This window comes from Paenarthrobacter sp. R1, from assembly GCF_030264015.1.
Classification (GTDB): Bacteria; Actinomycetota; Actinomycetes; order Actinomycetales; family Micrococcaceae; genus Arthrobacter; species Arthrobacter ureafaciens.
In genome coordinates, this window is the sequence record NZ_CP127115.1 from 189,973 (window position 1) to 216,902 (window position 26,930).

At 64.0% G+C, this 26,930-nt stretch carries 19 protein-coding genes and 1 pseudogene; 1 reads left to right on the forward strand and 19 read right to left on the reverse strand.

The window, feature by feature from the left end:
• Nucleotides 1–9: 9 nt before the first annotated feature.
• The 3 genes and pseudogenes from dprA to QN084_RS00930 form a co-directional block, all read right to left on the reverse strand.
• Complete coding sequence (gene dprA, locus QN084_RS00920) at nucleotides 10–1,239, reverse strand: DNA-processing protein DprA (RefSeq protein ID WP_069694894.1); 1,230 nt, start codon at nucleotides 1,237–1,239, stop codon at nucleotides 10–12.
• Nucleotides 1,236–2,105, reverse strand: a pseudogene (locus QN084_RS00925) (YifB family Mg chelatase-like AAA ATPase); the annotation flags it as partial. The pseudogene QN084_RS00925 and the gene dprA, both read right to left, overlap by 4 nt.
• A 306-nt stretch (nucleotides 2,106–2,411) precedes the next feature.
• Nucleotides 2,412–2,729 carry a hypothetical protein gene (locus QN084_RS00930; protein ID WP_069694895.1) on the reverse strand — a complete coding sequence of 106 codons (318 nt, stop codon included), beginning with the start codon at nucleotides 2,727–2,729 and terminating at the stop codon, nucleotides 2,412–2,414.
• Nucleotides 2,730–2,937: 208 nt separating this feature from the next.
• On the opposite strand from QN084_RS00930, the gene QN084_RS00935 reads away from it, so the two are divergent.
• Nucleotides 2,938–3,288, forward strand: a complete 351-nt coding sequence (locus tag QN084_RS00935) for a transposase (protein WP_170828543.1) — start codon at nucleotides 2,938–2,940, stop codon at nucleotides 3,286–3,288.
• Between the two features lie 596 nt (nucleotides 3,289–3,884).
• Here QN084_RS00935 and QN084_RS00940 read toward each other — a convergent pair.
• The 16 genes from QN084_RS00940 to QN084_RS01015 form a co-directional block, all read right to left on the reverse strand.
• Nucleotides 3,885–4,379 (reverse strand): universal stress protein, encoded by a 495-nt coding sequence (locus tag QN084_RS00940; protein ID WP_259362372.1) that lies wholly within the window; start codon nucleotides 4,377–4,379, stop codon nucleotides 3,885–3,887.
• Between the two features lie 185 nt (nucleotides 4,380–4,564).
• Nucleotides 4,565–6,706, reverse strand: a complete 2,142-nt coding sequence (locus QN084_RS00945; RefSeq protein WP_069694897.1) for an NUDIX domain-containing protein — start codon at nucleotides 6,704–6,706, stop codon at nucleotides 4,565–4,567.
• Nucleotides 6,707–6,842: 136 nt separating this feature from the next.
• Nucleotides 6,843–8,507 (reverse strand): ABC1 kinase family protein, encoded by a 1,665-nt coding sequence (locus QN084_RS00950; protein WP_069694898.1) that lies wholly within the window; start codon nucleotides 8,505–8,507, stop codon nucleotides 6,843–6,845.
• Between the two features lie 102 nt (nucleotides 8,508–8,609).
• A complete protein-coding gene (locus QN084_RS00955) occupies nucleotides 8,610–9,467 on the reverse strand; it encodes a DMT family transporter (protein WP_069694899.1) in 858 nt (285 codons plus the stop codon).
• Nucleotides 9,468–9,947: 480 nt separating this feature from the next.
• Nucleotides 9,948–10,334 carry a hypothetical protein gene (locus QN084_RS00960; RefSeq protein WP_352231309.1) on the reverse strand — a complete coding sequence of 129 codons (387 nt, stop codon included), beginning with the start codon at nucleotides 10,332–10,334 and terminating at the stop codon, nucleotides 9,948–9,950.
• Nucleotides 10,335–10,450: 116 nt separating this feature from the next.
• Complete coding sequence (locus QN084_RS00965) at nucleotides 10,451–11,056, reverse strand: cytochrome b N-terminal domain-containing protein (RefSeq protein WP_206599671.1); 606 nt, start codon at nucleotides 11,054–11,056, stop codon at nucleotides 10,451–10,453.
• 7 nt (nucleotides 11,057–11,063) lie between these two features.
• Complete coding sequence (locus QN084_RS00970; RefSeq protein ID WP_069694901.1) at nucleotides 11,064–11,522, reverse strand: hypothetical protein; 459 nt, start codon at nucleotides 11,520–11,522, stop codon at nucleotides 11,064–11,066.
• Between the two features lie 257 nt (nucleotides 11,523–11,779).
• Nucleotides 11,780–12,457: a methyltransferase family protein gene (locus QN084_RS00975; RefSeq protein ID WP_069694902.1), complete on the reverse strand. Its 678-nt coding sequence runs from the start codon at nucleotides 12,455–12,457 to the stop codon at nucleotides 11,780–11,782.
• Complete coding sequence (locus QN084_RS00980) at nucleotides 12,447–12,743, reverse strand: DUF2933 domain-containing protein (RefSeq protein WP_083261865.1); 297 nt, start codon at nucleotides 12,741–12,743, stop codon at nucleotides 12,447–12,449. The genes QN084_RS00975 and QN084_RS00980 overlap by 11 nt, the downstream gene beginning before the upstream one ends.
• Complete coding sequence (locus QN084_RS00985) at nucleotides 12,740–13,804, reverse strand: type II glyceraldehyde-3-phosphate dehydrogenase (protein ID WP_069694903.1); 1,065 nt, start codon at nucleotides 13,802–13,804, stop codon at nucleotides 12,740–12,742. Before QN084_RS00985 ends, QN084_RS00980 begins: the two co-directional genes overlap by 4 nt.
• Nucleotides 13,797–17,057, reverse strand: a complete 3,261-nt coding sequence (locus QN084_RS00990; protein WP_069694904.1) for a beta-phosphoglucomutase family hydrolase — start codon at nucleotides 17,055–17,057, stop codon at nucleotides 13,797–13,799. The genes QN084_RS00985 and QN084_RS00990 overlap by 8 nt, the downstream gene beginning before the upstream one ends.
• Nucleotide 17,058: 1 nt before the next feature.
• Entirely contained in the window at nucleotides 17,059–19,488 is a 2,430-nt protein-coding gene (locus tag QN084_RS00995; protein WP_069694905.1) for a phosphoketolase family protein, read from the reverse strand.
• Between the two features lie 54 nt (nucleotides 19,489–19,542).
• On the reverse strand, nucleotides 19,543–22,038 hold the full coding sequence (locus QN084_RS01000; RefSeq protein WP_069694906.1) for a heavy metal translocating P-type ATPase: 2,496 nt from the start codon (nucleotides 22,036–22,038) through the stop codon (nucleotides 19,543–19,545).
• A gap of 220 nt (nucleotides 22,039–22,258) precedes the next feature.
• Nucleotides 22,259–22,711, reverse strand: coding sequence for a hypothetical protein (locus tag QN084_RS01005; protein WP_069694907.1), 453 nt, complete (start codon nucleotides 22,709–22,711; stop codon nucleotides 22,259–22,261).
• Nucleotides 22,712–22,819: 108 nt separating this feature from the next.
• Complete coding sequence (gene glgX, locus QN084_RS01010; RefSeq protein ID WP_069694908.1) at nucleotides 22,820–24,967, reverse strand: glycogen debranching protein GlgX; 2,148 nt, start codon at nucleotides 24,965–24,967, stop codon at nucleotides 22,820–22,822.
• A 510-nt stretch (nucleotides 24,968–25,477) separates the two neighbouring features.
• Entirely contained in the window at nucleotides 25,478–26,836 is a 1,359-nt protein-coding gene (locus QN084_RS01015; RefSeq protein WP_069694909.1) for a phenylacetate--CoA ligase family protein, read from the reverse strand.
• Nucleotides 26,837–26,930 lie beyond the last annotated feature (94 nt).

Consider the following 26,930-nt stretch of genomic DNA (forward strand, 5'->3'; position numbering starts at 1 on the left):
CTCTGACCATCAAGCGTTCCCGCTCCGTTTCCACGCCCCCCTTTCCGAGGACGCGAGCCCAAGAAGTCCCAAGCGCCCCAAACCCGCCCGAACTGCATCGGGGCTCAGCCCTGCCACGGTGGCAAGCTTGTCCACGGAGCTGGCTGAGCGCAGTGGCAGCGCATCCAAAAGGATAAGGTCCTCAAGTGACAGCCCGTCCTGCGGCTCCGCCGGAGTCTCTTTGTCGGCAGCCATCCATTCGCCGCTCCTGCCGGACAGTTCGGCAACCTCTCCCACGTCGGTGACGCACACCGCTCCGCCGTCCCTCAGGAGCCTGTGGCATCCGGCGGAGTTGGCACTATGGATGGAACCGGGAACGGTGGCGACGATCCTTCCGATGGATTCGGCATGATGGGCGGTGTTCAGGGCCCCCGAACGCCATCTGGCCTCGACCACGACCGTCACCGAAGCCAATGCTGCGATCAGACGGTTGCGCTGGAGGAACCTGTATCTGGTGGGGGCTGAACCGGGTGGCACCTCGGCGATCAGCGCTCCCTGATGGGTGACAGTCCGCAGCAGATCTTCGTTGCCCGCCGGATAGAAGCGGTCCACTCCCCCGGCCATCACGGCAATGGTCGGCATGTCGGAGGCGCCGCCGCTCAAAGCACCCCGATGCGCATGGGCGTCGATGCCGTAGGCACCACCTGACACAACCGAGTAGCCGCGCTGGGCCAGGCCATGGGCGAAGTCCCCGGCCACAGAAGCACCGTAGCTGGTGCTGTCACGGGAACCCACCACAGCAATGATCCGCCGGGGCGAAGGAATCGGGCGCTCGGGGCCGCGCCACCACAGGCACAACGGTTCCTGAAGTCCCAGGTCCGCCAGCTGTCCAGGCCACAGTTCGTCTCCGGGAATGACCAGTCGCCCGCCCAGTCTCCTCATCGTCGCAAGGTCACGCTCGGGCGCCAGATCACGGACGCGCGGCGCCCAGCGTCGTTGGCTTGTGGCCATGCCAGTCCACGTTGGGGTGGTGCCATCCTGCGAGAGGAGTGCCGTAATTTCCCGCTCCACTGAGGCACCCGCTGAGAGCTCTCCGGTAGCGATGCCAAGAGCATCAAGGGCGCCTACAGCCCTCACCAGCGCCAGCCCGACGATGTCCTGCGGTTCCATCAAACGCGACAGCGCCGCCCTGGCGATGCGCTCCTTCTCCTGCACGGTCAGTTCCGCCAACTCCGTTGCTCCCTTCGATGTTCCGTTCATGGCATTGCGTTCGCTTGGCGCAAGCCCAAGGCTTGCCCGACGTGGTCCGGTGCCGGCGCATCCGCGTGGTCCAAGTCGGCCAAAGTCCATGCCAAACGGAGGACGCGGTCATACCCCCGGGCCGTCAGGATCCCCCGTTCCAGCGCCGTGTCCAGAATCCTGGTGGTCCCTGGCTGAAGGCGCAGTCCGCCGCGCAGCACACGCCCCGGCACCTGCGCGTTGGTCTCGAAGCCGTACTCCCGGAGCCGGTCCACCTGACGCTGCCTGGCCGCCATGACCCGGAGGGCCACATCGGATGTGCTCTCCTCGGTACCGCTGTGCCCGAAATCGGCCATCGAGACACGGTCCACCTGCAACTGGATGTCCACCCGGTCCAACAGGGGGCCGGACATCCGGCCAAAGTACCTCCTGCGCATCAACGGCGTACACGTGCAGTCTTTGCCCTTGCCGGAAGCATTGCCACAGGGACAGGGGTTGGCCGCCAAGACCAGCTGAAACCGCGCAGGATAGGCAGCTGTCCCGGCGGAGCGATGAATGACGAGGGCCCCGTTCTCCAACGGTTGGCGAAGGGCATCGAGGACCCTGCGTTCAAACTCGGGTGTTTCGTCAAGGAACAGCACGCCCCTGTGTGCCCGCGAAGCCGCCCCGGGGCGGGGCAGGCCCGATCCGCCGCCGATGATCGCGGCTGCTGTAGCGCTGTGGTGTGGACTCTCGAAGGGCGGCCGCCGAATCAACGTCACGGGTGAAGACCGCACAGCCGCAAGGGAATGGATTGCCGTCACTTCCATGGCAGCTGTGTCCCCAAGGTCCGGAAGAAGGCCCGGGAGACGTTCTGCGAGCATTGTCTTACCGGCCCCCGGCGAAGAGGGCATTAACATGTTACAGGTGACCTAATGCAGTTCTAGCACAACCCGTCACCAGATAGTGTGATCACTGCATGATGGTTCATCATCGAGTGCACTAGGAATCACGTCTCAGACGAGACGAGCGAGACACGTATCAGAGAGTCGACCACCAGCGTGAGCCCGCTGATCGGCGCTCGCCTGGTTCAGTTGATGTCCGCGCGGTGTACGCCGGGCACCGGCAAACCCAGGGGTTCGCGCCAGCCCGGTCTGTATGACGAAAAGAAAGAACCCCGACAGCCTGGGCTGTCGGGGTTCCGTCGAGGCCTGTCAGGAGCCGCTGATCTTCCCTGCCGCGATGAGCTGCTGGGCGCGATGCTGCTGCTCATCGTCGCCAAAGCGCGCCACCGCCGTCATCAGATCCATGCCATCCTCAAGTCCGCCATAGATGTCCTCCAGCCGCTCGCGCGAGCCGCCGAGCAGGCTGATACCGCCCAGCGCGTTGATCTGCTCGAGCTGCAGGTACGCGCGGTACACGATGTCGACGTGCACACCGTCATCAGCGGTGAAGGGGTTCGGGACGTAGTCGGCGTCCGGCGTAAGGCCATCCGTGTCGAGGCCCAACTGGGCCAGCTCGTTATTGTTCATGGATGCTTCTCCTTGGTTTTGGGACTGTCACTCGGCTGTGAGGATTCTCGATCTGAGACCGTCAGGATGCACCCGGCCGGGCTCCGCCTGGCTGGAACGCCAGCGGGCCGACCACGATGACCACATTGCTTTGGACGTCACTTACTGGCGTACCAGGACTCCATCGACGCCCTTTCAGCATACCGAAGGGTGGACCAGCAAGCGTGGCATGCAGAAAGTGAATGAGCAGTTGCGCAGGGGCCTGCCGGAAGGGCTTGAAGAGCTTGGCCGGCTGGGCGGGACGCTGTGGCCCGGACGGGCTCAGGTGCCGGCGTTCTACAAGCGTGGAGGCGCATCGAACGGTCCGGTCGAAGCGATCAACGGTCGTCACGAGCACCTACGCGGTATCGCTCCGGGCTTCGGCCACTTCACCCGCTACGTCACACGAAGCCTCCTCGAAGCGCCTGGTGGGAATGCCACCACCCTATGGGACTCGCGGCACGCGCTCTTCTGCGGCCGCAGGGACCAGGAGATCCAAGTCAATCCGGACAGCGGCCTCTGGCACGCGATGGAGGTCTGACTCGCGGACATACGGACGAGATGTTCTGGAGAGTGGGAGTCTCAGCAGAGCCGGAGTACGACATGCACATCTGAGGCCGGGGCCTCGAGACCGGACCCACGGCGCCGCACCGGGGGCACCAGCTTTTCTTACCGTCGATGTGTTGCGACGACCGCTTGATTCCCACCCTGTCACAGCCATCAGGCCGGCCGTTGGCGAACAACCCTTCCCCGAACATCACTTCAACTGCCCCCAAAAATAACCCTCAGTCATGCGACTATCGGGACGACGTTCCCGCTCCTAGCGGTCGGTGCTACTGTGCCCTGGCGGTGGGCCAAAGGCTCACTCGTAGTGATCATATACAGGAACCGACGGCCGACCTTGAAGATGCCTCCTGCCGATCCGTGCCCGAATGTGGTCTCTGCCATCGAACCTCGGCTCTGTCAGCCATCGATTCAGCTGAATCTTCCCAACCAAACTCGCCAGCAGCTACTTCTATGCGATGAACCGGCGCCCAAGACCACGACGCTTACCGTCGCGATGCTGCCAGTGTGATGGCTTCATCGGGGCATCCGCAGGACGCCGGATTACCCGCTGTGCCTCCGCTGTCCGAAGACCTATCCATCTCCGTGCGCTCTCGGCCTGGTCCTGACTACGAGCACGGGACAGGCGGCGTGGTGGAGTACCTGCGTGGACACGGATCCGAGCAGCAGCCCGGTGAATCCTCCGTGCCCTCGGGAACCAACGACCAGCAGGTCGGCGTCCATAGAAGCATTTATAAGGACGGCGACTGTGGGCCCTTGGACGACGTCACCGGTGACGTCGACACCTTCGGTGTCTGCCCCCTTCAATGTGTCCGTCTGCATTCCCCGGGCGGTCGGCTCGAGAATGTTGCTATCCCAGATCATCGCTTCCATACCGGCCGCCTCGGGAGGATACTCCCAAGCGGTTACTGCCCGTACCAGTCCGTGGCGGAGACGGGCCTCGGTGACGGCCCATTCGACAGCGAACCGTGATTCCGCAGAGCCGTCCACCCCGACCACGATCCTGAATCCCTCTCCGTCGCCCATGATCTCCGCCGTCCGTTGAGGTCCCGCCTGACTGGTTGCCATCAGTCTCCCATACAGGCTTCAGCGGCAAGGTACCTGATGAAAATTGCAGTTAAGGAAAGATGCCAGGCCGCAGGCCAGGATCCCGGTGACGGGTGATGTGAGGGGTTTCGCGGTCAGGGCCAGCCTCTTCCGTGCCGCGGACTGAAGCATGGCCGGCGTTATCGGCGAGTGCTTCGTCGGCCCTGTCAGTGCCCTGTTGTCCCGGCGCTCATCGGGCCCCAAAGCATGCCTCTGAGCATGTCAAGTATCGCGCTTGTGCCAGCTCCAAACGTCGAGGACTCGCGTTCCGCCGCGGGTTCTTCGTCCTGCGTAGGGTCCTGGCTCTGTTGTCCGGTGCCTTTCCGCTGGTACAACGGAATTGTGGTGATACGGCTGACCTCGGCTATGTTGACCGTACCGGTGAAGACCGGCCCCGCAGACCATGCGATGACGGGCGTCAGCAGGAACCCGCTTTCGAAAAGGGCGATCGCGGGCAGAGTGCCCAGGATGTGCACACTGGCCGGGTCCAATGCGGTTTCCTCACGGGCCTCGCGGAGCGCCGTAGCGGCCGGACCGTGGTCGCCGTCGTCGGCAGCGCCGCCCGGGAAGACCAGTTGTCCCGGGTAGTTGGTTAGATCGGAGGCCCGTTCAGTGAGGAGCACGGACGGGCCGTGCGGGCTGTCTGTTAGAAGCACAAGCACTGCAGCCTGGTTAAGTGTGACCGGGTTTGGCTGGCGGTCCGGTTCTGGACGATCATGTCCGGTCAGTCGGGCCAACGTGTCGGCCCATGGCGGCCGCACGGACGGGCCGTGGCTCGGCATAGTCCGGTCGGAGTCGGAGTCGGAGTCGGAGTCGAGCCATTGAAGTTGTCCGGTTTGGACGCGCAGCAGCCCCACTCCGGGAGCGGAGTTGGCCGGTTGCATCAGCCGGACCAACTGCCCGAAACCCGGATGACCGAACAACGCCCGGGCAGGACGGTGGACCGTCAGGTCGGCTGGTCCGGAGAAATCTGCTGGGTTGTTTGCTACCGCCACGAAGGCCTGGCCGGATCCTACGAGGTTCGCCACCGGGCCGCCAAAGGCAACGAGGGTATCGCTCATCGCCGGTACCAGCAGGAGGTTCGCGCCCGACTCGGCCAGAGCGTGCACGGCGTGGGGATTGAGCAGGTCCCGGCAGATTGCCAGTACCAGATGCCATCCATCGTCGCTGACATGGACCCGTAGCTGGGGCCAGCCTTGGGGTTGGATATCTTCGTTGACCGGCCGGTCGGCCGGGGAGTGCTTGTCCTGGGTCAACGGAGCAGGGACGCCGCGGAGGTAGGCGATGGCCGTGTTACGCCGCCGCGGCGTCCCAAGATGCTCGTCGTCGTGATGGTAGCTTCCGGCAACGAGCATTCTGGGGCCGCCGGTCCGGCTTGTCCAGCTCTGCAGGCGGGCGGCGAGTGACTCGGTGACGCAGAGTTCGGGCAGGACAACAATGCTCGCGCCGTTTGCGACTGCTGCGTCGATCAGCCGGTCGATCTCCTGGTGCTGTTTGTCTTCATCTTTCGGACCGACCGGGAATGTCCGCCCGCTGGCGTCGGCCGGAAAGTGAAAATCAGCCAGAGTGCGGTTGGGATGGCAGGTTGCCACGACGGTGTTGCGATCTATGATCCCGGTGAGCTCGCGGGCAAGGCTGTAATCGAAGATGACTTGGAATTGTGTGGCCCATTCCCCGGCAAGCCGGACGTGACGGGTCTCGTCCAGGCGGTTGGCCAGCCGCCACGGTGGGGCGGTCGCGGTCAGCGCGGTCACGTGCCGGAGGTCCGGACTGTCCAGGGGGACAGGATCACCAACGCCTGGCTGGTAAGGGCTCCGTCGCCGAAAGGACTCGCGGAAGCTATGGCAGTACTGTTCATCCAAAAGTTCAGCCAGTAGCCGTGCGACAACAACGGCGGGCAGGCCCTCGTCTGCGGTCAGCGCCGCCGCCAGGGCAGCGGCAACCTGAGGGCGCAGCTCGGATTCGGTTGATGTGGCGGGCATCAGGGCCCTGACGCCGGCTGTGATCAGATCGGCCTTAGCGCGGCAGCCGGCATCCTGGATCCGCTCCTGCAGTATGGGATGCTCGTCCCGGCACAGCTGCAGCAGATGTGTGAGGGCGACCAGTGGCTCTCTCTCGGCGGCGATGGCTGCCTGGATGGACGCCACCCGTTGTGGCAGCGACGATGGCCGGGCAACGCAGGCGGCACAATCCGTCATGGTTGCAGATGTAGTCCTCCCTTGGACGTTGGCCGCCCCGGGATCGCTCTGCGTCACGAGGGCGGTTCTTCCGGTGTCCTTCGCTTCCCCATCCCAGCCTCGATCCTTCACGATGCATCCTTTGCTGTTGCAGTTTCATGTGGCTGGGACTGACCGGCATGGATTGGCGGTGGAGGCATTCGGGCCGAACCCGCCAGGAGTAAGGATGCGCAGCAGGATCCGGTCTGGCGGGCGGAATCTTGACTCGTCATCGAGGTGATCCCCCCGGGCGCCGTGAAGTCCAGACCAGATAGGCGCCAAGCGCGCCGCCGGCGCCCAGCCCGGCGCGCATTAATGGTCTCTCCCAACTGCCCCAACGTTCCTTATCCCCCGCCGTCAGCGCCCCGACACCTCCGATCAGCGCCGCAGCAATCATGCCTGCTACCAGGCGGTTGCCGATGCGTTCCACCCGTCCGACCAGGGGTTCGAGCTCAGCAGCCCGTAGATGTACTTCCAAGCCCGTGTCGAGGGTATCCACAACTCGACGAAGTAAGTCCGGTAAGTCCTCGGCCAGTTCCGCTGCGTCAACACCGGCTGCGGCCATGCGCGTGGCCAACGCGTGCGGCGCAAAACGTCTGAACATCAGCTTCCTCGCGTAGGGCGCCAGCACCACGCCAAGATTAAAGCCGGGATCCAATTCAACTCCGATGCCTTCGGCCATGATCATCATCTTCAGGAGCTTCGCCAGCTCCTGCGGCATCTGCAGATGGTACATGCGCATCAGCGCGACCGCTTGGGTGATCAGCGGCCGGATTTCGATCTGACGTAGTTGGCGGCCTTCGTAGAGGGCAATAAACCGCGTGACGTCCGAGCGCAGCCGGCTTCGGTCCACGGGCTGCCGGGTTACGGAAAGGTTCAGCAAAGCGGAGCCGACACGGTCCGGGTCTCTGCGGGTCAATGCGGTCAGCAGAACGCCGAGTTGGTCGCGCAGCTTATCGTTGACCTCGCCGACCATGCCGAAGTCGATGAGACCTATGCGACCGTCAGATTCAATGAACAGGTTGCCTGGATGCGGATCGGCATGGAAAAACCCGTCTTCGAAGACCATTTTAACTGCTGTGCCCGCGGAACGGACAGCCAGCGCAGCACGGTCGATCCCTGCGCGGTCCAGGGCCGCGAGATCATTGACTTTCATCCCCACGATCCGCTCCAGCGTCAGCACCCGGGATGTAGTTGTCTCCCAAAAAACGCGCGGAATGTGAACTTCGGGATCGGCGGCAAAGTTGTGGGCGAATCGGTCCGCATTCCGCCCTTCCTGCAGATAGTCGAGTTCTGCCCTCAGAGTCTGTGCAAACTCCGCGGCTATGCCGGGGAGATTGTAGTCCGCCGCCGCTTCCCACCGGCGGCTGATCTGGACCGCGAGGTTCTGCAGAATATCCAGGTCCGCCTCGATCGTGGGAATGACGTCGGGCCGCCGGACTTTTACCACGACGGGTGTTCCGTCGTGAAGAGTTGCTGCATGGGCTTGGCCGATAGACGCACTCGCCAGGGGTTCGAGGGTGAAGTCCGCAAACACCTCTTCCGGCTCGGCCCCGAGCTCGTCGCGGATAAGCTGACGGATCCTTGGGCCTGGCACGGGCGGAGCGGCGTCCTGGAGTTTGGCCAGCTCCGACTGATACTGAGGTGGCAAGAGGTCAGAGCGGGTGGAGAGGAGTTGGCCGAGCTTGATGAACGTTGGTCCCAAATCCTCGAAGGCCAACCGCAAGTGCTCCGGATTCGTGTAGGGCTCGGCCCTTCGTTCATGGCCCATGAGCCCCTGATGGAACGGTACCCACCGCTCGAGTCCAGTGATACCCACGAGGAAGCCCAGCCCGTGCCGGGCCAGAAGCTCGCTGATTTCCTGATAGCGGTGCATACGTATGTTGATTGTCATTGTCCGTTCTGGTTTCTGCGTGATCTGGGAGTCTTCGAAGTGGAAGGAAGTCCCGCGTGTTCCTGCACGCCTTGCCATTCCATGCACCGTGTCCGCGGTCTACTATGCACGGAAGTTTTCACGCCTTTGCAGGGCGGCCCGTCTTCGCGGCAGCACAAGGACGACCATGGACACGATAACCAGGCCCATGCCGACCAAGCTCCAACTGCTCTGGCGTTCGCCCAACACAACCATGGACAACAGGATGCCGAAGACCGGAACCAGGAAGGTCCATGCCGTGACCGCGTCCAGGCGGCACTGCCGGACTTCTGTGAACCAGCCGAGAAAGGCCGCAGCGGTACCCACGAGGGAAACGTACAGGAGAATGCCGATGAAGCGCACACCCCAGTTGATGACCGGCGCCCCCTCTGTCAGCACGGCGATGACGGCAAGAATTGCGCCTCCGATCAGGAAATGCCACGCAATCACCTGCAGGACATCGGCTTTCACCTGCCTTGAAATCAACGTCCCGGCGGTGACCGCAAGAGCCGCCGTGATTGACAGCCACGCACCGGTGCCAGTCCCACTGGGCAGGGCAACTGCCAATAGCCCGGCGAAGCCTGTCCCCATTGCTGCCAGCGTTCGCGCCGACACGCGCTCCTTGTATATCCACCAGGCCGGAAGCACTATGAGCAGGGGCTGTGCATTGGCCAGGACGGAGGCGGCTCCAGTGGATAGACCGGCCAGACCGCCGAACATGGCACTGAAAGCCAGGGTGACATTGACAATTCCCATCACCGCTATCAGGGCCCAGGTCCGTGCCCCGCGCGGCGTCGGTTCCCGCCGGAATACCGCAACTGCGAGAAGCACTGCGCCGGCTATGAGCGCACGCAACGCGGCAAACCACAGGAGCGGGGCGTCCTTCAGACCGATACTGATCGCCAGAAAGCACGAGCCCCAGGCAAAGGTAATCCACAGCATCCGTATGGGGTTGGGTCGCCGGAGGTCTCCGACCTGTCCGGCACTTACAACTGTCGGAGGTAGGCGCACAGCAGCTCCTTCATCGGCGGGACACCGGAGAATCTTTCGGCAGGCACAGCCATCGGCTTAGCCTCTTCCTGTTTATTAGGCAGATCTGGCCAAGTGGTTAAGGCTGTTGGTTCGACAAGGCGGCCAGCGCTCATGAGTTGTCCTGAACGGCGCCGGGAGAAAGCCTCTCGGGCGGCTGATCCGGTGCACCGCGTGCCCGGTCCTGGAAGTTGAGAATGCGCACAGCGAGGCTCAGCGAAACGGCCAGGATGGTTCCGCTGGCGGCCGTCCATAAGCCAGTGGCAGGGGCAGGGGCCGCAGCGAGAGCGCCCGTCAATGAACCTGCCGACAAAACCGCGGCAGTGACCAGCATCCAAAATGCCCGACGTGCCCGTCGGCCCGCGAGAGGAAATGTTGGTGGCGTGCGCATGCTTATGCCCCCAGATGTTCTTTGACTGGGAGGACCAGTATGAGAAGTGTGAGCGTCAAGATGCTCAGCAACAGCAGAAGACCGGCGGCGATCGAAACGGGGCGTCGTCGCCACAGCCGGTTCCGGCTCCGGTCCACAAAGGGAACCGCGGCCAGGAAGAGGAAAAACGCGATCTCAGCAAAAAGGATGGCGGGCAGACCAAACCAGTCCTCCAGTGTGTAGAGCCACCAAAAATTCCATGGAGGCCTGGTCACTTCGATTCCGGCGACCGGTGTCGCACCCACCGGAGGTGGAAGGAAAACCGCCAGGATCCCTAGCACACCGGCCAGCACCAGACCGAACGCGCCGATGCGGCGCAGGTGATGGGTGAAGGGTTCGGTCGGTTCCACAGCCGCGGCCTGTTCCCCCGAGACATCGGCAGGAAGCGAAGGGTGCGGAGAGATTTTGTGGCGCTTTACCAGGAGCCCGTGCAGAGTCATGAGGACGAGGATGGTCCCTGGAAGGATCACCACGTGCGCGCCGTAGATCCGCAGAGGATTGAGACTTGATTGGCGAACTCGGCGGAAAACCAGAACCCGGCCCCGCCGAGCAGATTCCCGATCTCAACGTTGTGGCCCAGCGCTTCAAAGCCCTCTTGATCCCACTTCAGGACCGTTCCCGTGAACAGGGCGAGGGTGATTAGTGCGAAAAGTGCGACGCCGATAAGCCAGTTTCCTTCGCGCGGGCGTTTGAATGAGCCAGTAACGAAGACCCTGATCAGGTGCAGGGCCGCGGTGACATACATCGCCTGGGAGGCCCAAAAGTGCACCCCCCTCAGAACGCTTCCGCCCCAGACGTCGTTGACGATGCCGCGGACCGATTGGTTAGCCGTTTCCGGTGTGGGGCTGTAGAACTGGACCAGCAGAATGCCGCTCAGCACCAGGATTCCGAAGGCTGCTGCCGTCACACCCCCCAGGCTCCAGGCCAGGGAGTTGGCGTGTTCGGGGACGGCGTACCCCAGGGCGCCGATGCCGAGGCGTTCGTCGATCACATCCATCAGGCGCCGGGCGCGACCAGGGCGCGGGGCCTGTGCCGGGGTTTGGCCGCCGATGCGGGCCGTCTCATCGTTCATGTCAGATTCACCGCTCCTTTCGCCGTGACCGCTCATGTTTTGGTGGCACCTCCTGGCGTCTGTGCTTCCAGGCCAGCAGCAACCGGAGCTCATGGACGTTTTCGGCCGGGCGGAACATGTATGCCAGCACCAGCCCCGTGAGAACCGCCAGCATGGAAACAGTCAGAATCCCCCAGTCCGCGCCGGTCAGGCCACTCCGGGGCGGGAGCGGGTCAAGGAGAACTGTTGTCCCGGTCTCCTCGCCGGTCGCGGGCCTCAACGTGCTGAGGGCCACCGATATGGACTCCTGCAGCAGGACACGTCCCTGGGTTGAATTTCCCGTCTGGAGGGCGGCCTTGGCCTGCTCGAGTTCAGCCACGGATACCCCGTCCTGGTCCGGCGCGGCGAGGGCCGCGTCGATTTTCTCCAGGGCGGGGCCGATGTTGCCCGGATCGTGGACGAGGTGCCCCAGCGCCTGTTGAACCAATAGATACCCCTCTGAGGAAGGGTCTCCCTCATGGGCGGATGCCAGGGGGGCCGCGACAATTCCTCCGACGAGGAAGAAGCAGGCCAGAAGGACAGCTGCGCATGTTCTTGCGGCACGGAGCGGCCATGACACTGAATGCCGCGTGCCGTGCTCGCCGGACCTTCCAGATCCGGGTTTCGTTCGCATGGATGGCTCCCAAGATGGATGATTCCTGCATTGAGTGCGCCTGGCCGGGTCCCCGCAAGCCTCAGCCATGGCTACTGAGGTTGGTCAGTGCCGCCCTGAGTACGCGGTACGCCTTTGTTCTTGTTCGACCGGGGGATGAAACCTGGAACCAGGCGGGCGTAGGCGAGATATTCCTCGCCGAATTCGGCCACCATTGTTTTTTCCTCCCGGCGGGCGAGCCGATGGTAAACAACTACCAGAATCGGGAACATGATCAGGGTCAGGAGGGTCGGCCATTGGAGCAGGAAACCAAACATGATGGTCAGGAACCCCAGGTACTGCGGGTGGCGGAGGCGGGCATAGATACCAGTGACCGCCAGCCGGTGCTCCCGTTGGGCGGCATAAAGAACCTGCCACGCGCGGTAAAGCAGGATGAAACCGGCTGCTATGAGCACGTTGCTCAGCAGGTGCAGGGGATTCAGATGGGGGTCCCACTGCCACCCCATGAGGTCCTGCCAGAGATGGCCTGAGTTATGGGTCAGGAGGTTCAGATTCGGGAACTGGCTGCCCAGCCAGCCGGAGAGGAAGTAGATGGTCAGCGGGAAGCCGTACATCTCAGTGAACAGCGCAACGATGAACGCGGCGAAGCCGCCGAAAGCCCGCCAGTCGAGTTTCGTCTTGGGTTTGACGAAGCTGAACGCGAAAATAATGAATATTGCGGAGTTCAGAATTACCAGGAACCACAGGTTGTACCCGAAGTCAGTTGACATTGCCCGAACTCCGTCCTGCAGTTCCGTCGGGGCTGCCTCCGTGTCCGCCGTGTCCGCCGTGGCCTCCGTGGCCGAACAGGTGCATCGCCATCATCCCCACCACGAACACGTAGGGCAGTGCGTCCAGCACGTGCAGCCAGTGATTGGTCAGCAGGTAGAACACGGCGATGATGATCAGGACAGTCAGCCCGCCACGCACATACAGGGCCCTGCGGTCCTGAACGGGCTGCACGGGAGGCGGCGTCCCGGGCTGGCCGCTGGCCGGATGTTGGTGGTCGTGGTTCATGGCTGGCCTCCCGGCATGACGGGCAGATGTTCGGCGAGGAAGTCCTGCCTCATGCCCAGCGTTGAATCGGTCATCGTCATCGATGTCACTGCGTCCGGGGCGGATCCGGTCAGGGCGCGGATGGCGTCGATGGTTTCGGGTACGACGATGGCCTCGTTGTAGACCTGGTACGTCAGGTAGGCCTCATCCCCGTCGACGGTGACCAGTTCCTCCCAGACAGCGACTTCCCACATGTCTCCGCGGGGCCGGCCAAGATCCTTCATCAGTTCGATGGTCGAGTTCAGCGCGACCAGTCCGTCAGCCATCCGGATGAAGGCTATCCGGGGTGCGGCACGAAGCGCAGCGAGTACCTCCTCCCGGCTGGCGGCCCGGGTGAGCTGGAGTGTCCAGTAATGGTTATGGGTCTGGGTGTGGGCGCCCTTGGCTGCGATCGTGACGACGTCCAGATCGGGCAGGACGGTCCGGGCGTCCGGGCCCTGGTGGGAAGGAATTTTCGGTTCCGGGACCATGGTGTTCATGATCCCGCCAAGATGTGATTCCCAGGGGTCGGTGGCCCGGCGGATGAGGACTCCGCGGGCCTTGGCCAGCAGGCCTGCATCCCGTAGGGCCCCGAGTACCCTGACGATGCTGGTCGTGTTGCAGGAGACGACACGGGTCATGTCCCGGCCCAGTGCGCTGTCGTAGTTGGCCTGCGCTACGAAAGAATGCCCTGTGGTGTCGTGGGATTCACCGCCCTGCAGGATGACTTTCACCCCTGCCGCCCGGTAGCGGGGCAGGTTGCCGGCCGCCACATGTTTGGGGGTCGCATCGACGACGACGTCCGCTTGGGCCAGCAGATCATCCAGGCCTCCGGAAATACTCAGGCCTGCCTGGCCCATGGCGTCCCGGGCTTCGGCGGTGGCTGCGAACAGGGGAAAGCGTCCCGCGGCTGAGCGGATCCGCCAGTCGGTGATGATGTCGGCGACGCCGATCAATTCCATGTCCGGCTGCAGCTGGACGGCGTCGGCTACCCGTTTGCCGATGACTCCGTATCCGTTGACGGCCACTTTGGTCTTATTCATTGGTATGCCTTCCCACTTGCGGTTGCGGTGTTTTGTCGACGGCGGTTCTCAGCCCCGAGGGTTCCTGTTTTCTTCGGTGCCAGGGGAAGTCCATTTCATCCCCGCCGGAGAGCTGTTGATAGAGTCCTTCGACGCCTATCCGCACAGGGGGTGCGCTGCAGGGCTGCAGATGAACCCGCAGCGTTTCCGCGTTCAGGGACACATCGATGCGGTGGCCCCTGTAGAGGACCTGGAACCCGGCACTTCCCAGCCGGGCCGGGAGCCGGGGAGAAAAGGTTAGCGCGTGGGCCTCTGTCTGAAGGCCGGCGAAAGCCCTGCTGATGATGTCGACGGTCCCGGACATCGCGCCGAGATGGATCCCTTCCCGGGTGGTTCCACCTTGAGTGTCGTCCAGATCGGCGACCAGGGCTTCACGGAAGACCTGCCAGGCCCGGGATTCGTCAATCCGTGCCAGTACCGAGGCGTGCACCACCCGGCTGAGGGTTGATCCGTTGGCGGTCCGGGCCAGGTAGTACTCCACGGTGCGCTCCAGATCCGGCTCCGCGAACGGATAGCCGAGCCGGTGCAGCTGCCCGATCACCCCCGCTGGCCCCAACAGGTAGATCAGCATCAGGACGTCGGCCTGCTTGGCGAGTTTGTACCGGTTGGTGGCGTCGTTTTCGGCTTCGAGGATCAGATCGAGCCGCCCGACATTGCCGTATTTTGTGCGATACCGCCCCCAATCAAGCTCTGCCAGGTCTTCATAACCGTCGAACTGGCTGAGGACTCCGTCGGGATGGAACGGCACGGCGAGCCGGCGGCTGAGCCGGGACCAGCGGCTGATCTCCTCCGCCGTGACCTGCAGCCGTCCGGTGAGGTCATCGCCGGGATGGCCTGCGAGTTCTGCCAGCACATCGGCGGCGCGTTCACACAGCCAGGAGAGCAGCACATTGGTGTACGCGTTGTCACGCAGGCCGGTCCCGGGCGTCTCCGGGTACCCGTCGTGATACTCGTCAGGTCCCATCACCCCTGAAATGTGGAACCTGTCCCCTGCCGGATCATAGTCGGCCAGCGAGGCGAACATCCTGGTCACTTCGATGATCAGTTCCCCGCCGCGGGCAGCCAGCCAGTCCCGGTCCCCCGTGGCCTGGAAATGCTGCCACGCGTTGTACGCTACGGCGAGTCCGACGTGCCGCTGGCGGCTGGAGTTGTCCGGCATCCAGCGGGCGGATCGGGCGTTGTAGAGCTGGCGGGGCGTCTCCTCCCGACCGTCGCTGCCGCTCTGCCAGGGGAAGAGCGCCCCCCGGAGTCCCTGGGTGCGTGCAGCGTCACGGGCAGCATCCAGTCGGCGCCAGCGGTACTCCAGCAGGGCCCGGCTGACGTCCGGGAGCCGGAGGCCGATCACGGGGAAGACGAACAGTTCGTCCCAGAAGACGTGCCCGCGGTACCCTTCCCCGTGCAGGCCACGGGCAGGCACGCCGGCATCGAGGGCTGCAGTATGCACCGAGATGGTCTGCAGCAGGTGGAACACATGCAGGTTGAGAACCAGCCGGGACTGCCGGTCGCCGTCGACGCTGGTTCCGAACAGCTCCCACAGTCGCCGCCAGGCCGCTTCGTGGTCTTTGAGCAGTGCGGTGAAGCCGCCGTCAGCGCGGGAAAGCGCTGTCAGGGCCGCGGCCTCGGGCGAGGAAATGGCTCCGTCGCGGGAGGTTGCCAGCGACGCGGTCCTGGTTATGGTCGCGGGTTCTCCGTCGGTCAGTCGCAGGTCGAACTGTCGCTGGTAGCGTCCGCCGTCGCTCCCGGCGTCCCGGGGTGTTGCCGTGCCGTCGAACACCGTCCGGACGGCCAGGGCGATGCGTATCCTGCTCTGGCTGGTCTGGACGGCGCACAGGACGGTGCTGCTGTCCGTTTCCGTGAATTCAGGATCGGTCAGGTGCCGTTGCCCGGTGCCGGCATAGTCGCGGACATTCGTGTTGGCCACCAGGGCATCTATTCCTTCCCGGATGCCCACGGTCCCGTTAAAACCGTGGGCTGTCAGAGTAGTCTCCAGTGCCGCCAGATGGGGATCGTGCATGGAGACCAGCCGACGCTGCTCGACGGTAAGTCTTTCCCCGTGCGGGCCATTCAGGGTTGCGTGGCGAATCAACAGGCCCCGCCGCAGGTCGAGCTCGCTTCGCTCATCGCTGACCTGAATATCCCCGGTGGACCACCACGGCCCGTCGCCGATGCGTACATCCAAGGGCAGCCAGTTGGGGACGTTGACCAGATGCTCTTCTTCCAGCTCGCGGCCGTGGATGGTGCTTGTCGTCCGGTTATAGACGCCGGCCAGATAGGTCCCGGGATAGTGGACGCCGTCGTCAGCGCGTTCCGGCCGGGTGCCGCGTGTTGCCATGTACCCGTTGCCAAGAGCGGTCAACGCTTCCCGGTGGCCTTCGTGGGCAGGGTCGAACCCTTCGTAGACCAGCGCCCACGGATCGGTGCGTGAAGCCCCCAGATCAAGCTCAGAGACATCGCCGAGGACAATGTCAGCGCCGGCGAGTTCCAGCTGTTCCCGATGCCCGGCGCGGTCGATGCCGACGACCAGTCCGAAGCCGCCGCGGCGTCCTGCCTGGACACCGGCGGCGGCATCCTCGATAACCGCTGCGTGGTGCGGTGCCACGCCAAGCCGGCGCAGCGCCTCGAGGAACATGGCGGGGTCGGGTTTGCAGGGCAGGCCCTGTCCGGCAACGACTTCTCCGTCGATGATGACGTCGAATGCGGTGTCAACGCCGGCAGCGGCCAACAAGGCCCGGGCGTTTCGGCTGGCGGTGACCAGGCCCACGGGGATGCCTGCGGCACGCAGGCGGGCCAGCAGGGCCGTGGTTCCAGGGTAGGCCTGGACGCCATCGCGCGTCACGGCCTGGAGGAACAGGTCGTTTTTGCGGGCGCCGAGCCCATGGACGGACCAGACGTCGGGCCCGTCGGCCGGGCTGCCGGCCGGCAGCCCGGCGCCGCGGGAGGCGAGGAAGGCAGTGACTCCGTCCTCGCGCTGCCGGCCGTCGACATACTGCCTGTAGTCCGTATTCTCGTCGAACGGATCCCTCCTGGGGCTCCCGGTGAGCCTGGGGTCCTGAAGAACGGAGTCGAAGAGCTGCTTCCAGGCCGCCGCGTGGATGACGGCGGTCTGGGTAACAACCCCGTCCATGTCGAACAGCACCGCCTGATACGGCAATGCCGGGCCATGTCCGGATGCAGTGGAGGGGCGCGGGCGGCCGCCCGAGTGGACCTGCGTCATGCTATTCCGGTTCCGCTACTTCATCAGCGTGGCTGGTCACGGGGCCCGGCGCGGACGTCCACTCCCAGTTCCGGACTTCCGGCATGTCTTCACCATGGGTGCGGATGTACTGACGGTGCTCGATGAGCCTGTTCTTGAGTTCCTCGCGCACGTGCGCCGAAACGTCTTTTAGCCTGGGCACCCGGTCGATGACGTCGATGGCCAGGTTGAACCGGTCGAGTTGGTTGAGCACGCACATATCGAACGGGGTCGTGGTGGTGCCCTCCTCCTTGTAGCCGCGGACATGGATGTTGTCGTGGTTCGTCCGGCGGTACGTGAGCCGGTGGATCAGCCATGGGTAGCCGTGGTAGGCGAAGATCACCGGTTTGTCGGTGGTGAACAAGGCATCGAAGTCCCGACCGGTGAGGCCATGGGGATGTTCCGTGTCATCCTGCAAACGCATGAGGTCAACAACGTTGACCACGCGGATCTTCAGATCCGGGAACCGGCCACGGAGGATGTCGACGGCGGCGAGGGTTTCCATCGTTGGCACGTCCCCAGCGCAGCCCATGACGACGTCGGGTTCCCCGTCCGCGTCCGAACTCGCCCAGTCCCAGATGCCGATGCCTTTGGTGCAGTGCACGATCGCCTGATGCATGTCAAGGTACTGCAGTTGGGGCTGCTTGCCGGCGACAATGACGTTGACGTACTGGTGGCTGCGCAGGCAGTGGTCTGCCACGGACAGGAGAGTGTTGGCGTCCGGTGGCAGGTAGACGCGGATGACGTCGGTCTTCTTGTTGATCACATGGTCAATGAACCCGGGGTCCTGGTGCGAGAACCCGTTGTTGTCCTGCCGCCACACATGGGAGGTCAGCAGGTAGTTCAGGGAAGCGACAGGCCGGCGCCACGGGATGTCGTTGGTCGTGGTCAGCCACTTGGCGTGCTGGTTGAACATCGAGTCGACGATGTGGATAAACGCCTCGTAGCAGGAAAAGAACCCATGCCGGCCCGAGAGCAGGTAACCTTCCAGCCAGCCCTGGCAGGTGTGTTCGGAAAGGATTTCCATAACCCGCCCGTCGCGGGCGAGATGGTCATCCTCGGGAACAGTCCGGGCATTCCAGGCCCGCTCGGTCGCGTCGAATATGGCGCCGAGCCGGTTGGAGTTGTTTTCGTCCGGGGCGAAGACCCGGAAATTGTCCATGTTCGCTGCCATGATGTCCCGCAGGAACGTGCCCAGGACCCGGGTGGATTCCACCGCCCCGGTGCCGGGGTGGGCCACGGGTACGGCATAGTCGGCGAAGTCTGGCATGCGCAGGTCGCGAAGCAGCAGCCCTCCGTTGGCGTGCGGGTTTGCGCTCATGCGCCGCTCCCCCACCGGGTGCAACCCGCCGACCGCCGCCACCGGAGCACCCGCGTCGTCGAAGAGCTCCTCGGGGCGGTAACTGCGCAGCCACTGCTCCAGGACGGCACGATGGCTGTCGTTTTCGCGGGCCTGGGTGAAGGGCACCTGGTGCGAACGCCAGCTTCCCTCGACCTTCAGCCCGTCCACTTCCGCCGGGCCTGTCCAGCCCTTGGGAGAGCGCAGGACGATCATGGGCCAGCGGGGCCGTTCCGTCCGGCCGTCCTCCCGGGCGGCGCGCTTAATCTCAAGAATCTCGTTCAGGCAGGCGTCCAGGGTCCGGGCGAAGTCCTGATGCATTTGTTCCGGATCCGAGCCTTCCACGTAATACGGTGTGTGGCCGTATCCGCGCAGCAGCGAGTCCAGTTCGTCGTGGCTGATCCGGTCCAGGACGGTGGGGTTGGCGATTTTGTAACCGTTCAGGTGCAGGATCGGCAGGACAGTGCCGTCCCGTGCCGGGTTCACGAACTTGTTCGAGTGCCAGCTCGCGGCCAGCGGGCCCGTCTCTGCTTCCCCGTCACCGATGACTGCCGCCACGATGAGGTCCGGGTTATCGAACGCTGCGCCGTAGGCGTGCGAGAGCGCGTATCCGAGTTCCCCGCCCTCGTGGATGGACCCCGGTGTCTCCGGGGCCACATGGCTGGGGATGCCGCCGGGAAAAGAGAACTGGCGGAACAGCCGCTTCATCCCTGCCAGGTCCCGGGAAATATCCGGGTACGTTTCGCTGTAGGTGCCTTCCAGCCAGGCCGACGCCACCGGGCCCGGTCCGCCGTGCCCGGGGCCCATGATGTAGATCATGTCCAGGTCCCGGTCCATGATGGCCCGGTTCAGGTGGGCGTAAATGAAATTCAGGCCGGGGGTGGTGCCCCAGTGCCCCAGCAGCCGCGGCTTGATGTGCTCGGGGCGCAGCGGTTCGCGCAGCAGCGGGTTGTCCAAGAGGTAGATCTGTCCGACGGAGAGGTAGTTTGCGGCCCGCCACCAGGCATGGATGCGGTCCAGCCGGTCCGGGCTGAGAACGGCTACCGGAGCTTTCGGCTGTTGATGGTCTGTCATGGCAGATCCTGTCTGTCTGAGCGAGTACTTGGGTCGGGGCCGAGGGGACGGCCTTTAGCGAACACCGCTTGGTTCCGGGGCAGGTTCAGTCTTGAGCGCGCGGCCGGTGGCCTCGCCGGGCTCCGGAAGGCGCAGGCGCTTGAGGAGCAGGGCGTTGACGGCGACAATGATGCTGGAGCCGGACATGGAGATCGCAGCGATTTCCGGGCTGAGCATGAGACCAAACGCAGGGTAGAAGACGCCGGCGGCGATCGGCAGGGCGAGGACGTTGTAGCCGATGGCCCAGCCCAGGTTTTGCCGCATCTTGCGCAACGTGCCTTTTCCGATGCGCAGGGCGATGGGAACATCCAGCGGGTCCGAGCGCATCAGGACCACGTCGGCGGTTTCGATGGCCACGTCGGTCCCGGCTCCGATGGCGATGCCTAGATCGGCCTGGGCCAGTGCGGGGGCATCGTTGACGCCGTCACCGACCATGGCGACCCGCTTCCCGGCTTTCTGCAATTGGGCCACCTTCGCGGACTTGTCCTCGGGAAGAACCTCGGCGATGACCGTGTCGATGCCCAGCTGGGCAGCAATCCGCTTCGCGGTGGCCTCGTTGTCTCCCGTGAGCATGACGACTTCCACACCGCTTTCGTGCAGGGCCGCCACCGCGGAGGCGGCGGTCTCACGGGCGGCATCAGCCAGTGCGATGATGCCGGCGGCCCTGCCGTCCACGGCCACCAGAACTGCCGTGCGGCCGGTCGAAGCGAGGGCCTCGCGCTGGTCGGCTACCGGCCCGATATCAATGCCCTCGGACACCATCAGCTTCCGGTTCCCGACGAAGACCTTACGCCCGTTTACCGTGGCGCCGGCACCGTGGCCCGGGACGTTCCGGAATGCTTCGGCGTTTGCTGACGGAACGCCCCGACCGACGGCGTAGTTGACGACGGCGCCGGCGAGGGGGTGTTCGGATTCGCGTTCAACGGCGGCCACGAGGGCCAGCAGTTCAGCCTCATCGAATTCATGGGCAATGAAGTCGGTGACTTCGGGTTCACCCTTGGTCAGGGTTCCGGTCTTGTCCATCACAACGGTGTCGATGCGTGCTGCCGTTTCCAGCGCTGTGGCGTTCTTGAACAGGACGCCGCGCTTGGCGCCAAGGCCGGTGCCGACCATGATCGCCGTCGGGGTTGCCAGACCCAGGGCATCAGGGCAGGTGATGACAACAACCGTGATGGCAAAGAGGATCGCCTGAGGAACGGTTGCTCCGGCCAGCCACCAGGCCAGAAAGGTGGCGGACCCGCCGATCAGGGCAACCAGGACCAGCCAGAACGCGGCCCGGTCTGCAAGACGTTGACCGGGGGCTTTGGAGTTCTGGGCTTCCTGCACGAGTGCGACAATCTGCGCCAGGGCTGTGTCTGCGCCGACCTTGGTGGCGCGGACACGCAATGTCCCCGTCGTGTTGACGGTGGCCCCGATCACCTCCGAGCCCGGGGACTTGGCCACGGGCAGGCTTTCACCGGTGACCATGGACTCGTCAATGTCGGATTCGCCGTCTTCGACCATGCCGTCCGTGGGAACTTTCGCCCCCGGGCGCACCAGCATCAAATCACCGGGCAGGACCTCAGAAGTCGCTACCTCCACGGGTTCACCGTTTCTGATCACCAGGGCCTTGGACGGCGCCAGCTCCAGCAGTGTGCGGATGGCATCGTTAGCACCGCCCCTAGCCCGCATCTCGAACCAATGCCCAAGCAGCACGAAGGTGGCCAGGACGGTGGCTGCTTCGTAGAAGACGTCACCACCGCCGGTCAGGGTGACAATAAGGCTGTAGAGCCAGCCCGCCCCCACGCCAACAGCGACCAGCACCATCATGTCCAGTGTCCTGGCCTTCAGCGCCCGGTAAGCGCCGTCGAAGAAAATCCAGGCCGAGTAAAAAATTACCGGCAGGGACAGGATCAAGGCAAAGACATCGTCCCGTAATTCGAACGGGGCCGGGACTTCGAACCCGATGACCTTGCGTCCGATGGGCGACCACAGCGTGATGGGCGCGGAAAGGAGCAGTGCGATCAGGAAGCGGTTGCGCATGTCCCGGATCATCGCTTCCATCGACATGCCGTGGCCGCCGTGACCCCCGTGACCCATCACGTCCTGGGCATCTAGGGTTGTCTGCTCAGGGTGGCCTGCGTGCGCTTCTTGTCCGGTATGAGCTTCGTGGGCGGCGTGCGATTCAGGGGGAGCTGCGGTGTGCCCTTCATGGGCAGAGGCGTGGTGGTCGACTGTACCGTGCCCGGCATGTGCCGACGGGGCGGAACCGGTTTCGTGCATCGGATCACAGATGTGCTCCGGCACTGACTGGCCCGAACAGTGGTAGCCGCAGTCCTGCACCCAGCTCCGGAGGTCGGCGACGGAGGTTTTGTCCGGGTCGAACGTGACATTCGCGGTCTGAGAGACCGGATTTGCTTCCACGCTGAGTACCCCTGGCCGGCGGGAGAGCGTGGCTTCAGCGATGCTCTTGGACGAGGCCCAGTGGACTCCTGCCACCTCCATGACGACGGTTTGTGTCCTACTACTCATTACAGAAATTCCTCTCTGGGCTCGTTCTTTGAAGATGTGTATCTGGCTGCCGCTCTCACGGCTGGCAGGCAGAGCGCCACCGGCGGCAGTGGCCGGGCTTGGACATGAGGTTCGCCCGAAGGACGGCCTAGGGGCGTCGCTCGCGTACAAACGCGCTCAGGGACGCAGCGGCGGGCCGTCGATGCCCCCGGATCAAGGTCCGGTGGAGGGCAGACGTCTCCTAAACGCGGCTGATGGAAAGCCGGATGAGCGATACAGGATGGAGGGGTGCCCCGGGAACCTCGGGAATCGCCCCTGCCGGCTGTTCCCGCGTACCACCGGCATAGGCGCTGCCGGGCTCTTCCGGGACAGATGAGGGAGCGACCGCTGAAGACAGCACATCAGGGCACGCTACCGACAAGCCCAGGTTCAGCGGGCAGTGTTTGCTCCGGGACGGGAGGGGGTGTCCCACCTGGTCACTATCGGCAGCCACACCGGTTTCAGCGGAAGGGGCGGGACGGTTGCCGACAAAGTCGGAATCTTCCCCGGACAACGCGATGGCGTGCGAAATAGCGCCCGGTCCGGTCACTTGGGCAGACGTCGTCGGTAGGTCCAGAAATCCCGTTATGGCGAGGAGGAACGAGAGGACCGCGGTGATTGCGGCCAGGCTGGAAGAACGCTCATGCAATCGCATGGAATAACGCACGCTTCCCCACCCCCGTGTCAATCGCGAATCATGCTGGTTAGTTTCACCCTCTGCAGTGATCCTATCGAGCCGGGTGAGGGGAACGGCAAGGCCTTGTCACAAAAGAAGCGGTTCATCGTTGTGATCTTCGGCATGCACCACCGTGCCCGGTTCCCGGAGGACGAGGAGAGTGTGTGAAGGAACCTCGAGGGCCCCACCGGCGATTGCGCCAGTTGCTGTCACTTCCATGGAGGTGTCGAGAGCCAGTTCCCAGCGGGGAGCATACCGGTTCGGCGGCAAGGTGAACTTCCGGGGCTCGGCACCGGCATTGAAGCAGAGGATGAAATCTGAGTCGGTCATCTGGCTGCCGGTGAGATCCGAGCAGCGGATGCCGCTGCCGTTCAGGTACATCCCCAGCGCCAGTTCCGTCCCCTGGGTCCAGTCCACAGGTTCCATCGGCGTGCCATAGGGCTTCAGCCAGACAACGTCGGGTACTTGGCCTCCATCCGGTTGTTGGACCGGCCGCCCGCTAAAGAACCGGCGGCGGTGAAACGTGGGATGAGCGGCCCGCAACCGGCTGACAGCCGCGGTAAAGTCCAGAAGGTCATTGTCCGCACTTTCCCAGTTGACCCAGCTCAGTTCGGAGTCCTGGGCATAGGCATTGTTATTGCCATGCTGGGTCCGCCCCAGTTCATCGCCATGCAGAATCATGGGAATTCCCTGGGACAGCAGGAGCGTTGCGATGAGGCTGCGCTGCCGCCTGGATCGGAGCCGCAGGATGGCCGGGTCGTCAGTGGCGCCCTCAACTCCGCCGTTCCAGGACCTGTTGTTGCTTTCGCCGTCCGCGTTACTCTCTCCATTGGCCTCGTTGTGTTTGCGGTTGTATGCCACGAGGTCAGCCAGCGTGAAGCCGTCATGGGCGGTGAGGAAATTGATCGAGGCCATGGGGCGGCGACCGGAATGTTCGTAAAGATCAGATGAGCCGGTCAACCGGGATGCGAACTCACCAAGGGTGGACGGTTCCCCGCGCCAGAAGTCCCGGATGGTGTCCCTGTATTTGCCGTTCCATTCACTCCAGCCGGGCGGGAAATTACCCACCTGGTATCCGCCGGGTCCCAGATCCCAGGGTTCAGCAATGAGTTTGACCTGGGAGACGATGGGGTCCTGCTGGACGAGATCAAAGAAACCCGAGAGCCTGTCCACCTCGTAAAATTGGCGGGCCAAGGCAGCGGCAAGATCAAATCGGAATCCGTCCACGTGCATTTCCGTTACCCAGTACCGCAGGGAATCCATGATGAGCTGCAGAACATGCGGGGTACGGACATTCAGGGAGTTTCCGGTGCCCGTGTAGTCCACATAAAACTCCGGCCGGAATTCGTCGAGCCGATAATATGAGGCATTGTCGATGCCCCGGAAGGAGATGGTGGGACCGAGATGGTTCCCCTCCCCTGTGTGGTTGTAAACGACATCCAGGATAACTTCGATCCCGGCCTTGTGGAGAGTCCGGACCATTGTCTTGAATTCCGTGACCGCACTGACGGCGTCAGGTGCCGATGCGTAGGCGTTGTGCGGGGCGAAGAAACCGACAGTGCTGTATCCCCAGTAATTGCTTAGCCCCCGCTCCCGGAGCTGGCCGTCGTGAATGAACTGCTGCACCGGCATCAGTTCGACGGCCGTGACGCCGAGTTTCTGCAGGTGGGCCACGATTGAGGGATGACCCAGGCCCGCGTATGTTCCCCGCAGCTGTTCAGGGACGTCGGGGTGCAGCATGGTGAGCCCTTTGACGTGGGCCTCGTAAATCACGGTGTCGTGGTAGGGGGTTTTGGGCGGCCGGTCGTCCTGCCAGTCGAAGGTAGGGTCGATGACCACTGCGGACATCATTCCAGGGAAAGAATCCGAGTCATCGCGCCGCCGGGGGTCCTCCAGACTGTACGAAAAAAGCGCCTGCCCCCATTCAATGCTGCCTTCCACCGTCTTGGCATAAGGATCGAGCAGGAACTTATTGGGATTAAAGCGGTGTCCGGCGGAGGGCTTGTACGGGCCGACCACACGGTATCCGTAGCGCTGACCCGGAGCAATCCCGGGCAGGTAGCCGTGCCAGATGTATCCATCGACCTCGGTCAGCGGCACGCGAACCTCGACGCGGGAGTCCTCCACAAGGCACAATGTCACCGCCGTTGCGGATTCGGTGAACAGGGCGAAGTTGGTGCCTCTGCCGTCAAAAGTTGCGCCCAATGGATAGGCGGCTCCCGGCCAGACCTGCATCTTTGCCCTCCCGCTCTCAAGGATCTAGGAACATGCCCATGCTTCGCCCGAATCCTGATCCCGTGGCCGGATGGCAGGCGCTCCCAAGCCGTATCGTATCGGTACGAAAGCCGACGACACTCCAGCATGATCCCCTTGTTCGGCGGAAACTGCCGTAAGTCAGGGCGTGCGACGGCGTCTGATCATCCTTATTATCACCCCGGCGAAACCGCCGCTGCTCATGATGATGAGCGCGGAGACACCGAAATAGAAAAGCACAGCGGCGGACTTCGGCGGACCCGACGAGGCATCGGCTGCCGAGCTGATCGACCACCAGTAGCCCGCGGTCGCTGTGGGCCAAACAGCGCCAGCGCCCGGTTCGGCGCATCCACATCTCTGACGGGATGTCCGGCCCACGGCCCAGGCGCTCCCCTGCCTCGCTCCCGGATGGCGTGACGGAATGGTCAGCCCCCTGCTCTTGACCGCGCCGGCGGTGTCTGAGGGGTTTCCTTCAGGAGGACCGACTTGTCATCACCGGCGCATCAACCCTCGCACGAAGGGTGCTTTCCCCAAGGCGGTTCGTTCAATGTGTTCAACGACGTTTACGTCCACCGGGGTGTCTACTACACCGGCTTCCTTGAGCGCGCCGGTGACGGCAGTCGAAACCCCTTGGATGGAGGCTCCGGGAGCGAGGCCCGCCATGAGGACACGGAGCCCGGAGGCCTCCTGAATGACCTGCCACCCCGAAGCAGCCGTCTGATCGAGAACGTGGTGGAACAGGATCGGATGGATGTTCACATGGCCTGCTTGGCCTGGGAGCTGCAGGACGTCTTCGATGCGCCCTTCGATATCCTCCAGAACGGCGAAGGAGCGCCCACAGGGGCAGCCCCGGCCGCCCAGTCTGATGGTGTCGGACATTTCGTAGCGGATCAGTGGAAGGGTGCGGGAGAACAGGACAGTGACGAGGAGCTTTACCCCGGTTGTTCCCGGCGGCACGGGGTTTCCGTTCTGGTCCACGGCTTCGATGATCAGCAGGTCCTCGTAGACGTGCCGGTTCCGATACATGCAGGGAGAGGCGATACCGGCCGTTTCGGTGGCGGCGTAGACATCGAAGGGGGCGCCTCCCCAGGCGCCCTCCAGTTCCGAGGCGGTGTGCGGGGTAAGTACTTCGGAGGCGGACATCACGCCCTGGGGCGAGATGTGCAGGCGTCCGGCACGCTGCTCTGCCGCCAGCGGTTTCAGTGCTGAGGCGTAGCCGACGAGGACCCTGGGCTGGAACCGGTTCAGCGCGGCCACTGTCTCGTCCATGGGTGCCGTTACGTCCAGGCGGAGGGTGGGGACGAGCCGGGAGCGCAACGAGGCACCGACCACGGCCGACTGGTGCGTGGGGACGCGGGAGCTCACCAATGCCATTTTCAGGGGACGGGTGAGTCCGGCGGAGATCCCGGCCCAGTCGTTTGCCCGGGCGTAGGACGCCAGGATGATGCCCCATTCTTTACGGTTCCAGATGAAGGTTCCGCGCCGGCCGGTGGTGCCGGCCGTCGCGGCTGCCCACCACCTGCCCTGCCACGGAACCCCGGGGTCTCCGCCGCTTTGCGTCAGGGACCGCAGATGCTTTTCCAGGTCTGCCAGCCTCAGGTCCGGTGTCGTGACGGCCTCGTCGAAGTGGTCCATCAGGTCGGCTTTGGTCACGGACGGGAGCTGGTCCAGGGGGGCATCGTGCAGGCCGGCGTGATGGCGCCGGTAGAACTCCGAGCCGGCGTAGGCGGCACGGCGCAGCTCTTGCAGTGCGTGGTCCTGGTGGGCGGTGATCCTGGCGGCGTCCCAGTGGTCCCGTCTCCGCCACGCGGCGCGGAGGAACAGCACGCGGGAGATGAGCCGGAGGTCCATCGTGTTGCCTAGCGGTTCCCTGCCGGGGCCCCGGGTGCATCCGGTCGCGGTTGCCAGGCCTGCGCCGGTTGGTAACCGGGTCCGTGTGAGGGAC

Coding starts and splice junctions, on each gene's coding strand:
- QN084_RS00965 (WP_206599671.1), bottom strand. CDS start 11,056: ATGAACGATGAGACGGCCCGCATCGGCGGCCAAACCCCGGCACAGGCC.
- QN084_RS01005 (WP_069694907.1), bottom strand. CDS start 22,711: ATGCGATTGCATGAGCGTTCTTCCAGCCTGGCCGCAATCACCGCGGTC.
- QN084_RS00995 (WP_069694905.1), bottom strand. CDS start 19,488: ATGACAGACCATCAACAGCCGAAAGCTCCGGTAGCCGTTCTCAGCCCG.
- glgX (WP_069694908.1), bottom strand. CDS start 24,967: ATGCAGGTCTGGCCGGGAGCCGCCTATCCATTGGGCGCAACTTTTGAC.
- QN084_RS00990 (WP_069694904.1), bottom strand. CDS start 17,057: ATGACGCAGGTCCACTCGGGCGGCCGCCCGCGCCCCTCCACTGCATCC.
- QN084_RS01000 (WP_069694906.1), bottom strand. CDS start 22,038: ATGAGTAGTAGGACACAAACCGTCGTCATGGAGGTGGCAGGAGTCCAC.
- dprA (WP_069694894.1), bottom strand. CDS start 1,239: ATGAACGGAACATCGAAGGGAGCAACGGAGTTGGCGGAACTGACCGTG.
- QN084_RS00935 (WP_170828543.1), top strand. CDS start 2,938: ATGCAGAAAGTGAATGAGCAGTTGCGCAGGGGCCTGCCGGAAGGGCTT.
- QN084_RS00940 (WP_259362372.1), bottom strand. CDS start 4,379: ATGGCAACCAGTCAGGCGGGACCTCAACGGACGGCGGAGATCATGGGC.
- QN084_RS00985 (WP_069694903.1), bottom strand. CDS start 13,804: ATGAATAAGACCAAAGTGGCCGTCAACGGATACGGAGTCATCGGCAAA.
- QN084_RS01015 (WP_069694909.1), bottom strand. CDS start 26,836: ATGGACCTCCGGCTCATCTCCCGCGTGCTGTTCCTCCGCGCCGCGTGG.
- QN084_RS00980 (WP_083261865.1), bottom strand. CDS start 12,743: ATGAACCACGACCACCAACATCCGGCCAGCGGCCAGCCCGGGACGCCG.
- QN084_RS00930 (WP_069694895.1), bottom strand. CDS start 2,729: ATGAACAATAACGAGCTGGCCCAGTTGGGCCTCGACACGGATGGCCTT.
- QN084_RS00975 (WP_069694902.1), bottom strand. CDS start 12,457: ATGTCAACTGACTTCGGGTACAACCTGTGGTTCCTGGTAATTCTGAAC.
- QN084_RS00955 (WP_069694899.1), bottom strand. CDS start 9,467: ATGCTGTGGATTACCTTTGCCTGGGGCTCGTGCTTTCTGGCGATCAGT.
- QN084_RS00950 (WP_069694898.1), bottom strand. CDS start 8,507: ATGACAATCAACATACGTATGCACCGCTATCAGGAAATCAGCGAGCTT.